The sequence below is a fragment of the Helicobacter didelphidarum genome (genome assembly GCF_003364195.1).
Classification (GTDB): Bacteria; Campylobacterota; Campylobacteria; order Campylobacterales; family Helicobacteraceae; genus Helicobacter_A; species Helicobacter_A didelphidarum.
The window spans coordinates 1-12604 of the sequence record NZ_NXLQ01000013.1 but is presented as its reverse complement, the minus strand read 5'-3'; the positions used below and the strand labels follow the sequence as shown (position 1 = coordinate 12604).

Below are 12604 nucleotides of genomic sequence, written 5' to 3'. Positions count from 1 at the left end.
AAAGATATGAATAGGATAATAAAAAACAATCAATTTATTGAGAACCTTAATGAAAACACCGATTATGATACAGCACAATTCCAAATTAATTATCATAAAAATATGGAGTTTTTCCGTACACAGAACCCTAAACTTTTTAAAGCATTAACAAAAGAACCTTTATTATACAATTTACAGGTTGATTCTTATGGAATAAATATTATTCACTTACCAAGTCAAACGCTACAATATCCTTTAGTATTACGCGATTTTCTAGCGAATTTAAAGGAGAATTTGCAAAAAAATACAAACGAGAATATTACCAATAACTCAAAAGAATATAATACAATTACACCGCAAACGCATGTTTCAAGCATGTTCGCTTCACATAAAGACTTAGCGCAAGATCCTATGCGACATCCAAAGTGGCGATTATTCGTAAATTTTAATCCCAATATCACAAGTAATTTTATCAATGAAGAACGACTCCCAATAACAGGAAAAGCTTGCAATGCAATATTGAAAACTAGCATACAGAGTGTATATGATTCTATGGAAGAATGCAGCAAAAACACTACGAGCCAATACTCTCACACATTGCAACATAATCTTACCAATGGAATTAATACATTGCTTGACAATAATCTTTTAGAATCTTTTGAAACTATGAAATTCCTGCCCCAAACAAGCATTTACGGACTTATGGGCGGAATATTTTTGCAAGATCTCTTATTGCAAGGCTATCATTTTCACTCGCTTATGATTTATGAGGAGCATATTGATTTTTTTCGGATTTCACTTTATTTTCTTGATTATGCACAACTTTTTTCACAAGTTTCAAAACAAGCATGTTTTATTATGATAAAAGATATAAGTGAACCGCTTATTAAAGCATTTTTTACAACAAAGAGACTAACAAATAATTTGATTGGTTTGGAGTTACAACATTATGACACACAAAATGTGCAAACAATTAAATCACTTGTTGCAAAAGAGAAAAAGGCTATTATGCGTGGTTGGGGAAGCTTTGAAGATGAACTCATTGGCTTTAAAAACGCTGTGCAGAATCTTCACTCATGTAAGATTCTGCACCAACCAAAGCGAATCAATGCACCAATTTGTGTTGTTGGTAATGGGGCAAGTCTTGATTTATGCCTTGATTTTATCAAAGAATATCAAGATTCTATGATTATTCTAAGTTGTGGAACAGCCTTGAAAGTATTGCGTTACCATAATATTAAACCTGATTTTCAAATTGAAATCGAACGCATTGATTATTTAGCTGATGTATTGCAAGAAGCTGGATTGGAGGATATTCCTTTGATTTTTGCGCAAATGACAGATACAAAGGCAGTTAATCTTAGTAAGGAATCTTATGGGTTTATGCGTGGAGGAAGTGCAAGTGCGTATTTTGAAATGTCATTCCATTTATGCCACAATAAAGAGAAAAATTCTAAAAACTTTGATACATCAACAGAATCAAATCAAACATTCTCTCTTGAACTTAGTGCCCCATTTGTAGGGAATGCCGGTGTAGCATTGGCAGCACTTTTGGGGAGTGATATATTGTTGTGCGGACTTGATTGTGGGTATATTGAAGGGTTTAGCAAACACGCTAAGAATAGTTTTTATGGTAAAGAGAAAGTTGAGATTCCAAAAGATTGCTTCCAAGTATCCGCCAATAAAAATTTAAAAGTGTTCAGCAATGATCTTTTTTATCTTAGTGCAAATAATATAGCTTCTGCAATACAACATTATAACCCCAATACCGCAATTAATCTTGGTTATGGAGCGTATATTGCGAATACGCTGAGTCTTAATGAAGATGATTTTAGTTTGCAAAAAATTGATAAATTACAAGCTATTCATGATTTTAAAAAGAATTTTCAACAAGCTTTTCTTGATATTAATACGAAAGAAATTTTCAATATTGCAAAACAATTTTTAAGAAATTTAGAATCTCTTCTTATTCAAGAAGCAAAAAATATTGGTGATTTATATACAAAAATAGATTCTATCGAATCTTTATTGCAACAAGAAATTAATGATTTCAAAAGGCGTAAAAGTGTCATTCTTTTTGAGGGAAGTAGTCTGCATTTATGTTTTTCACTTTTGCTTGCATATTTATTTGCGGGGAAAAAGGAATGTTATGGTATAATGCAGAATGAAATCAAACAGGTGATACAATCAATGTTACAGGAATTGTGTAGTGCCTTACAAGATTTGTAGCAAGAGAAGCAATTTCTTGCTCGAATCTTATTGAAGGAAAGAAAATAATGGATTTTATCAAAGATCTTTTTTATTTTGGTATAGAGCTGATTGATATTGATACAATACAAATTTTATTGCAAAAGCATCTCTTTGCCTATATCATTGTGATGGCACTTTTTTGTTGTGTTGTTCTCTTGATTAGTGTTTTTTCTCGCTATAAAATTCTTTCTTTACGAATTTTTATTGCATGGATATTTTCTTCTGTTATTTCACTACTTTACTTACTCAAAGCAGATGATGTGGGTATCGAGGTATTGCGTACAAATATTAATTCTCAAATTATCTTAAGTTTTGCAAGTAGTATTCTCTTGCTAATCTTTTGGATTTTTAGTAGCATGAGTACAAAACCAAAAAAGCGTAAGAAGAATTTTGGCTACCATACTTGGTGGATTAGTATTGTAGGCTTTGTTGTGCTATTAGCTTTTTGTTGCTTCCTAAATGTTAGTTTATTTGTAGCAACTGCCCCATTTTATATGAAAGACATGTAGTAAAAATCTATATTCTTTGCTATAATAATAAACTAAATTTATCCGTAATCTTTTTAGGAGACAATAACCTTGATTTTTTCTGTGCCAGCAACAAGTGCAAATCTAGGACCAGGATTTGATTGCTTAGGATTATCTCTCAGTTTTAGAAATTTTTTTAGCATAGTAGAATCTCATAAACAAAGCATTGTTGTTTATGGTGAAGGCACAAATAATCCTCGTTTTGTTCAGGATAATACTTTTGTGAGAATTTTTATGCAAACCTATAAAAAACTTGGTGGTAATGCTGAATTTAGTTTCACATTCCATAATAACATTCCAGTTTCTCGCGGCATGGGTTCATCAAGTGCGATTATAGTAGGTGCAATTTTTAGTGCATATAAAATGGCAAAAAAAATTCCTAATAAACAACAAATCCTTGATTTAGCATTCCATTATGAGAAACATCCTGACAATATCGTTCCCGCAACTTTTGGTGGTTTTAATGCCAGTTTTATAAAAACTCATTGTGGTGATAAGAAATCGATGATTATGCATATTAGACAACGTATGCCACAGAATGTTAGAAGTGTTATGGTTATACCCAACCATGCAATGGCAACTAAAAAAACGCGTACCATTTTGCCAAAGGCTTATAGTATGCAAGATTGCGTATATAATCTTTCTCGTGCCTCTGTCTTAAGTTTAGCATTTAGTATGCAAAAATGGGATTTACTAAGAGAAAGCTCTATGGATAAAATGCACCAAAATGCAAGAATGGATACTTATCCGATATTATTTCAAGTGCAAAAAACTGCCTTAAGCAATGGTGCTTTGATGAGTACCTTATCGGGAAGCGGGTCATCTATTTTTAGCTTATGTTATAGCGACGATGCTTCCATATTATCAAAAAAAATGAGTGAGAGATTTCCAAAATTTCGCGTATTATCATTAGATTTTGATAATGATGGAGTAAAACTTGAAAAAGGATAGTGTGTGATTAAGCAGAAAAAACTTACTCAATATTATTCTGAAAAAAGTATTCGTATGTGTATTACATGTCGCGAACGCAGTTTACAGAAAAATCTTATACGATTTAAGTTTTCAGAATCTAGATTAGAATTATATGATGGGAATGGTAGAAGTTTTTATATGTGTTCTGAATGTTTGCATACTAAAAAAGGCTGTAATAGCTTAAAAAAAATTGTAACAAAAATACAAAATCTACAAGAACAACTTGAGGAGATAGCACAAATATGGGTGATAAAGTAAGTATTCAACAAATCGTAGACGAAGCAGGAAAAGGTGAGAAATCCAAAAAAGAAGTGCTTGAAAAAGCTAAAGAACTAGGTTTAAAAGTAAAAAATGCACAAAGCACAATTAGCCAAGAAGAAGCAGACACTCTTTATAACTATATTACAAGTGGTGTTCTTCCTGATGGATTTGTGCAAAGAAATACAAGAACTCAAGATAAAACAAAAAAAGCTATATCTAAAGATTCTGCGACAAAAATGAGTGCTAAAAAGACAAAAGAACAAAAAGAAGTCAAATCTGCAGAAAAAACTAAAACAGAAACTAAAGATAAAAAAGTAACAATAATTAGTCGTGGAAAAGAAGATGTGGCAAACAAAGCAATAGAGCCTTTCAAAGAGAAAAAAAATGCAATTACAACACCTACAGAAATAGCCCTAGAAACCCAAGAGAAAATCCTTGCTCCTGTTACACAAGAAGCCGATATATTAGAGAATACACAACCAAATATTGAGGTTACTATGAAGCAAGAAGGCAATGATTCTAAATCTGTCCTTCCTAAAGGAATAGACCCAAACCAAATCCAAAAAACAAATAATAAAAACAGAATTAGTGCAATTCGTGTAATTAGTAGAAATGATGAAATTGCCAAACCCACGAGAGATTCTATTGTTACACAAAAAAAATCAGCACAAATGCTTGATGAATTAAAGCATATTGAGCGGAAAGAAAAAAATAGGAAAAAGAAAGAAAAACCTAAAGAAAAACATCATAAACATAATTCCCAAGTTATTGTAATGGAACGAGATGTATGGGGTGGAGGCTATGATGATGAACAAGATGAAATTCTATTAATAGATGCGTATGAAGCTCCACAAGAAAACTATGAAGAAGAACGTGCAAAGAAAAATGAACTTAACGATAAAATTAAAGTAAATCGTTATAGTCCATGGATGAAAGAAGGATCAATAGGGAGACCATCAAAAGGTAAAGGAAAGAAAAATCGAGACCAAAAAATCAAGCGAAACAATGAAGCAGTTACTTCTCTTGTGCTACCAGAGGAAATTCGTGTTTATGAATTTGCAGAGAAAGCAAATTTGGAATTAGGTGGTGTCTTGGGAAAATTATTTTTACTTGGTGTGAAAATGCTCAAAAATGATTTTTTAGACAAAGATACTATTGAGATTCTGGCAAATGAATATAATATTGAAGTAACCATACAACAAGATGCTCCATTAACCCAAGAAGAAGAGATCGCAGAATCTGATTTAGTAGAGCGACCTCCTGTAGTTACAATTATGGGGCATGTTGATCATGGAAAAACTTCATTGCTTGATTATATTCGTAGTTCGCGTATTGCAAGTAGCGAAGCAGGTGGTATTACACAGCATATTGGTGCATATATGGTGCAAAAGAATGGAAAATGGATTAGTTTTATTGATACTCCTGGACATGAAGCTTTTGCACAAATGCGTAGTCGTGGGGCACAAGTTACAGATATTGCTATTATTGTAATCGCTGCAGATGACGGTGTCAAACAACAAAGTATTGAAGCACTTAATCATGCAAAAACAGCCGGTGTTCAAATTATTATAGCGATGAATAAAATGGATAAAGAAGGTGCAAATCCCGATAAACTCAAAGCCGAATGTGCCGAATTAGGTTTTACACCTATGGATTGGGGAGGAGAGTATGAGTTTATCCCTATTAGTGCAAAAACAGGAGATGGCGTAGATGTTTTGCTTGAGACAATTTTATTGCAAGCAGAGATTTTAGAATTAAAAGCAAGTCAAAAAATAAAAGCAAAAGCAATTGTCTTGGAGGGTAGTCAGCAAATTGGAAAAGGATCTGTTGCAACAATCATTGTGCAACAAGGAATCTTAGAGATCGGGCAATGTATAGTTGCTGATACAGCATATGGTAAAGTTCGAACCTTAAAAGATGATACAGGTAAAAACATTACAAGATTAGAGCCAAGTGGCGTAGCACAGATTACCGGATTATCAGAGGTCCCACTCGCAGGAGCATTATTGCAAGTAGTAGAAAATGATTCTATTGCGAGGGAGATTGCAAACAAACGCAGTGCGTATTTGCGACAAAAACAATTAAGTAAAAGCACAAAGGTTACTTTTGATGAACTTAGTTCTATGGTAGCAAAAGGACAGATTAAAAGTCTGCCTGTTATATTGCGTGCTGATACACAAGGTAGCCTTGAGGCGATTAAGTCTAGCCTTGAGAATCTTAATAACCAAGAAGTTGAAATTAATATTATTGGTTTTGGTGTCGGGGGAATTACTCAAAGTGATGTAGATTTAGCAAATGCAAGCAGTAATTGTGTAATTTTAGGATTCAATGTGCGTCCCACAAGCGAAATTAAAAATCTTGCAAAAGATCTTGCCATTACGATTAAAAGCTATTCAATTATCTATGACTTGATTGATGATATGAAAGCTCTTTTGGGTGGATTGATGTCGCCAATTCTTGAAGAAGAAGTTGTTGGTATTGCAGGTGTGCGTGAAACTTTTATTGTCGCAAAACTTGGCACAATAGCAGGTTGCATGGTTGTTGAAGGGAAAATTGAGAAAAACTTGAGTGTTAGAATCTTACGCAGTGGTGTTGTGTTATGGAATGGGAAAATAGCTTCCTTAAAACGTTTTAAAGATGATGTAAAAGAAGTTGTAAAGGGATATGAATGTGGGATTATGCTCGATGGATTTAATGATATACAAGCTCAAGATGAAATTGAAGTCTTTAGGGAAATTGAAAAACAACGCGTGTTATAAGATTTTATAGTGGAAAAATAGTTTTGCAATGCAGATTCTCATCTCTTTGGCATATTTGGATACAATGCTATCTTTATTCACAAAACCTTAGGAGAAAATTATGAGTATAACAAGTAGGCTAAAAAATGCAATGTTAGCATTTAAACAGGGGGGGGGGGGTATGGATAAAACATATCTCCCTATGTATGCAAACCCCACTGAAATAGAACTTTTCGCACGACATATCATCAATGCAAAATCATATTTAGAGTTTGGGTGTGGAGGCAGCACTTTCCTTGTCGCCTATATCACACAAGCGACCATCACTTCCATAGAATCTAGCAAAGACTTCATCGCCCTCCTTTCTCGCAACGAACTTATCGCAAACAATCTCCATAGAATCAACCTTTGCCATATCGATATTGGCGAGACAGGGGCGTGGGGCTTCCCTATCGATGAAAGCAAAAAGGAGAATTATCCACTCTATTCGCGAAGTATTTTTGAAGCAAGGCAGGATTTTGATGTGATTTTTGTCGATGGGAGGTTTCGTGTGGCGTGTATTTTGAATGCGATTTTATATTGCCCTCAAAGCACGATCATTGTGCATGATTTTTTCAATAGAGAAGCGTATCATATCGTGCTAGAATTTTTGGAATGTATTGAGAGAGTAGAGACTTTGGGCGTTTTCAAGGTTGCAAAATATGACGAAGAACGATTAAAGGAGTTATATAAGCAGTATCAATATGATGTAAAATAAATAAAATCTTAAAAAATATATATTATTTCCCTTAATTATTCTTTCTCAAAGTTTTACATCAAACCTTAAAAATGCAAATATACAAGAAGTTAAAGTGGTGTTTCTACAATTATAAATTTGTATAAAAAATACTAAGAATCAACATGAGCAAAAGAGTGCAAAGTAAAAGCACGAAGAAAGTATTGTGTATAAAATGCCTTAAGTTTGAAGTGCCAATGTAATGTTGATGGCATTTTTGATAAATGTGAGAAATATCATTCTTTTATTCATTACTGCAAGGACTTTGTTATTATAGATAAAAGTAGAAATAAAATATACGCAAATTTTGGTGGTATTGTAATAATGTATTGGATTTTTAAGCATTATCTTTTTACTATATTTTAATACCTATACCCCTATATGTATTTATTAAAATATGCTACACTTACATTATCAAATTATTTCCAATTCTTGAAGTATCTCAATAAGATTCCAAGAATTTAAAGAAAGAGAATCCTATGCAAAAATTTCGTATAGATCACATTGATTGTGCATCATGTGCCAATAAAATAGAAAAAGCTTTACAAAAAATGCCAAGTGTTGAATATGCCTGTGTAAATTTTAATACCAATATTCTTGAAGTCCAAACAACTGATATAGAATCTGTAAAGAAAAAAATAAAATCGCTTGAACCAAATAGTCTTTTAACAAAACTTTATTCTCAAGATTTCACACAACAAAGACTCGGGCATGAAGACTTTATTCATGAAACACATTGTGATAATCCAAAGCAAATACACTCTACTCAAAAGTTGCAAACAAAAAAAACTCATCGAGAAAATCCTATACGCTCTGAAGCAATCTTACTTGCATTGCTTTTATCAGGATTCCTCATCGCTATTGTAATTTTATATTCATCATCTTTAGAATCTTTTCTGAATGGTTTGGATATTATATATAATATATCATTTTCATCGCAAATATTTACATTGTTACCAGAATCACTACAAAAAGATATATCATTTAGTAAAGTTATCGCTTATATTTTGATGATTCTGCTTTATATTATTGCGGGTATTCCCATTTTTCAAGCAGTTTATAATAATCTGAAAAATAGAATTATTTTTGATGAAAATCTATTGATGTTTATTGCAACATTTGCAGCATTTTGTATTGGCGAGATTAGCGAAGCAGTGGCTGTTATGCTCTTTTTTAGAATTGGAGAATTTTTAGAATCTCTTGCACTTAATCGTTCAAAAAAATCAATAAGTAATTTACTTGAAATCATGCCTGAAATAGCACATAAAAAACAATTTCTTACTATACAAGATTCACAAAATAATAGAGGATCTGATAATAAACAAACATGGCAGGATATACATCCAAGATTCTTGCAACAAGGAGATGAAGTCCTTGTAAAAGTTGGCGAGAAAATCCCAAGTGATGGGATAATCATTCGGGGACAAAGTCATTTAGATACTCAAATGATAAGCGGTGAAAGCAAACCAATGAGTGTAAAAGAAGGTGATAATGTATTAGCAGGGACAATCAATTTAAGTCAAGCATTAGAAGTTAAAGTGAGTCAAAAATTTACAGATTCTCAAATTGCAAAAATTAAAGAAATAGTTGAAAAAGCAAGTAGTTCAAAATCAAAAACACAGAGAATTATCACACAATTTGCAGAAATCTATACCCCAATTATGTTTTTTGTAGCTCTTGTGGTTGCAATCATTCCACCGATTGTTTTGGGACAAATAGGGCAAGAACCACAATGGCATGAGTGGATTTATCGTGCTCTTGTTGTGTTAATGGTAAGTTGCCCCTGTGCACTCGTCTTATCGGTTCCTCTTGGATATTTTGCTGCACTTGGCGTCGCTAGTCAAAAAGGTGTTTTAATCAAAGGGTCAGAATATCTTGAAGCACTTGCAAAATTGCAAAATATTGTTTTTGATAAAACTGGGACACTTACGCAAGGTGTTTTTACAATACGCGAAATATTGTGTTTCCATAATCTTACACAAGACGAACTCTTACAACTTTGTGTATGTGCAGAAAGATTTTCAAATCACCCAATAGCTACTTCATTGCTTGATGTTGCACAACATATTGATACACATGAATGTGATATACAAAAACATAAAGAATATAAGGGCAAAGGCGTAATGGTAAATTGTTTAGGAAATTCTATATTAGTTGGCAATATTTCTCTTATGGAAGAAAATAAGATTAATTTAGAGGCTTTTTATACATATTCTGAAAGTCAAGATTCCAATCTTTTATTGGAATCTAGTAGCATTGTTCATATAGCAAAGAATGGTATATATGTCGGGGCAATCCTTATCAATGATATATTAAAAGAAGATGCCAAAGAAGCAATAAATCAAATGCGTAATCTTGGTATTAACCCTTTAGCAATTTTAAGCGGCGACAATAAAAACAATGTGGCATATATAGCAAAAGAATTAGGAATTACACAATTTTATGCTCATCTTCTCCCGACTCAAAAAGCACAAGTCTTACAAAATTTAATGGATAATCATGATGCTCAAGCAGAGAAAGTGGGTAAAATAGATTCTAATAAATGTAATAATAAAACAACAGAAACACACGCGAGAGGAATGCCACCACATAAAGTTTGTGCATTTGTGGGTGATGGTATTAATGATTCTGTTGTATTGGCAAGTGCTGACATTGGAATTAGTGTTGGTTCACAAAATTCTCATAATGATATTAGTAAAGAGAGTGCCGATATTATCCTTACAACACCTTCCCTTATGGGTATTATCCGTGTTATTCAAATCGCAAGGAAAATTCGTATGCTCTCATGGCAAAATATTTTCTTTGTACTCACTGTAAAGCTTTTGATTATTTTGCTTGGCATTGTTGGAATTGCAAATATGTGGATTGCTGTATTTGGTGATGTCGGTGTAGCTTTGATTACGCTTCTTAATGCGTTGCGAGTAATGCGTATAAAATAATAGCATTTCAGAAAAAATTAAAATCTAAAGATTTGATTGACTGAAATATATTTATTAAATCATTTAAAAAATAGAATGATATGACTTAATTTTAAAAATCTTAGCATAAGAAGTCTTTAGATAATCTCGATTACAATATTCCAATACATTTAGTATTAAGAAATCATCTTCCCCAACAAAATTATTCCATATTTTAGTTTCATTCACTTCAAAATATGATAGAATCAGCATTTCATAATATTGTAAAGGAACAAAACATGCCACATAAACATAAGGTTAAAAAAGTTGTCTTGGCTTATAGCGGTGGACTTGATACAAGCGTTATTTTAAAATGGTTGGGCGACACTTACGATTGTGAAGTTGTTACTTTCACTGCGGATATTGGACAAGGAGAAGAGGTTGAACCCGCACGCACAAAAGCACTGAAATTAGGGATTAAACCAGAAAATATATTTATAGAAGATTTACGCGAAGAATTTATACGTGATTTCGTTTTCCCTATGTTTCGTGCAAATACAATCTATGAAGGAGAATATTTACTTGGGACAAGTATCGCACGACCGTTGATTGCAAAAAGGCTTGTGGAAATCGCAAAAAATGTCCATGCTGACGCAATTTCTCATGGTGCAACAGGCAAAGGCAACGATCAAGTGCGTTTTGAGCTTGGAGCATATGCACTCAATCCAGACATTAAAGTAATTGCACCATGGCGAGAATGGAATCTCAATAGTCGCGAAAAACTACTCACATATGCAGAATCTGCTGGGATTCCAATAGAAAAAAAGGCTAATAAATCACCATATTCAATGGATGCAAATCTCCTCCACATTAGCTATGAGGGACAAATCTTAGAAGATCCAAATGTAGCTCCTGAAGAAGATATGTGGCGTTGGAGTGTTTCACCACTTAATGCACCAGACGAACAAGAAATTATTACAATTGAATTTAAAAATGGAGATGGTATAGCAATCAATGGAGAAAAACTAAGTCCAGCAAACTTTTGGAGATGTCTCAATGAATTAGGAGGGAAACATGGTATCGGACGACTTGATTTAGTCGAAAATCGTTATGTTGGTATGAAATCTCGAGGGTGTTATGAAACTCCGGGGGGAACAATTTATCTCAAAGCTCATCGTGCAATCGAATCTCTTTGCCTTGATAGAGAAGAGGCACATTTAAAAGATTCTATTATGCCAAAATACGCAGAACTTATTTATAATGGATATTGGTTTAGTAGAGAACGAGAAGCACTGCAAGCATTGATTGATAAAACACAAGCAAGGGTTGAGGGCATTGTGCGTTTAGGACTTTACAAGGGCAATGTGATGGTGCTTGGTAGGACATCTAAACACTCTCTTTTTAATGCTGCATACAGCACATTTGAAGAAGATTCTGTATATAATCAAAGCGATGCTGCTGGCTTTATTAAACTCAACGCATTGCGTTTTATCATAGCAGGTAAAACTAAACAATAAAAATTGATTATTAAGGCTATTCCAAAGGATTAATAATCCTTTGGAAGTATTTAAAAGAATTTATTATATTGCATATTCAACAGGGAAACCAGAGTAAAATATGTTCAATTCTCTAATTATTTATAATTTTGTATCAAATTCCTCTACCATATTAGATTAGATTTTTAAGGCAATTCATGCTCTTTAACTCATTTCAATTTATATTTATCTTTTTACCTCTTACTTTTATTGGATATTTTTACTTTAATCTTAAAAAGAAAACTACATTAGCAAGATTCTATCTTGTTATAGCCAGTGTAGTATTTTATGCTTGGTGGGAATATAAAAATGTATTACTTCTTTTTTCTTCTATTGGTTTTAATTATATCATCTCTGGACTTATAGTAAAAGCTAGGGAATTAAGAATAAAGAACGATTCTCTTCATAATGATTCTACCCTTATAGAATCTCACTCTATTACCCCCCCCCAATGTATATAATGAATTAGTGGAGTTAAAAGAGGGGGGATTCTAAAACAAGTAGTTTTTTGTGATTCTCAGTATAGTGAAAGTGAAAAAACTCTTCATGAAGAAAATAAAAAGATTCTACTATCTTAAGCTCTATGGAGGTTACTCTATCCTTTGTTACTTTTCTACTAGAACCTTTGCCTGTATCTGAATATACATGATAGGCGTTAATTTTACTATCA

The 12604-nt window shown here is 32.9% G+C and carries 10 protein-coding genes; 9 read left to right on the top strand and 1 reads right to left on the bottom strand.

The window, feature by feature from the left end; all coding sequences use genetic code 11:
• The first annotated feature begins 6 nt into the window (after positions 1-6).
• The 9 genes from CQA53_RS06465 (at position 7) to CQA53_RS06425 (ending at position 12395) form a co-directional block, all read left to right on the top strand.
• Positions 7-2208: a 6-hydroxymethylpterin diphosphokinase MptE-like protein gene (locus CQA53_RS06465; RefSeq protein ID WP_181882379.1), complete on the top strand. Its 2202-nt coding sequence runs from the start codon at positions 7-9 to the stop codon at positions 2206-2208.
• Positions 2209-2255: 47 nt separating this feature from the next.
• A complete protein-coding gene (locus CQA53_RS06460) occupies positions 2256-2738 on the top strand; it encodes a hypothetical protein (RefSeq protein ID WP_115543204.1) in 483 nt (160 codons plus the stop codon).
• A 69-nt stretch (positions 2739-2807) separates the two neighbouring features.
• Positions 2808-3707, top strand: coding sequence for a homoserine kinase (gene thrB / locus CQA53_RS06455; RefSeq protein WP_115543203.1), 900 nt, complete (start codon positions 2808-2810; stop codon positions 3705-3707).
• Positions 3708-3710: 3 nt separating this feature from the next.
• On the top strand, positions 3711-3986 hold the full coding sequence (locus CQA53_RS06450) for a DUF448 domain-containing protein (RefSeq protein WP_245945745.1): 276 nt from the start codon (positions 3711-3713) through the stop codon (positions 3984-3986).
• Positions 3971-6748 carry a translation initiation factor IF-2 gene (infB, locus tag CQA53_RS06445; protein WP_115543202.1) on the top strand — a complete coding sequence of 926 codons (2778 nt, stop codon included), beginning with the start codon at positions 3971-3973 and terminating at the stop codon, positions 6746-6748. The genes CQA53_RS06450 and infB overlap by 16 nt, the downstream gene beginning before the upstream one ends.
• Positions 6749-6848: 100 nt before the next feature.
• Positions 6849-7484 carry a hypothetical protein gene (locus CQA53_RS06440; protein ID WP_115543201.1) on the top strand — a complete coding sequence of 212 codons (636 nt, stop codon included), beginning with the start codon at positions 6849-6851 and terminating at the stop codon, positions 7482-7484.
• 497 nt (positions 7485-7981) lie between these two features.
• On the top strand, positions 7982-10441 hold the full coding sequence (locus CQA53_RS06435) for a heavy metal translocating P-type ATPase (RefSeq protein WP_115543200.1): 2460 nt from the start codon (positions 7982-7984) through the stop codon (positions 10439-10441).
• A gap of 257 nt (positions 10442-10698) precedes the next feature.
• Entirely contained in the window at positions 10699-11916 is a 1218-nt protein-coding gene (locus tag CQA53_RS06430; protein WP_115543199.1) for an argininosuccinate synthase, read from the top strand.
• Positions 11917-12092: 176 nt separating this feature from the next.
• A complete protein-coding gene (locus CQA53_RS06425) occupies positions 12093-12395 on the top strand; it encodes a hypothetical protein (RefSeq protein ID WP_115543198.1) in 303 nt (100 codons plus the stop codon).
• 13 nt (positions 12396-12408) lie between these two features.
• On the opposite strand, the gene CQA53_RS12325 is transcribed toward CQA53_RS06425, so the two are convergent.
• Positions 12409-12604: hypothetical protein (locus CQA53_RS12325; RefSeq protein WP_181882378.1), on the bottom strand; the 196-nt coding region annotated here is incomplete at its 5' end.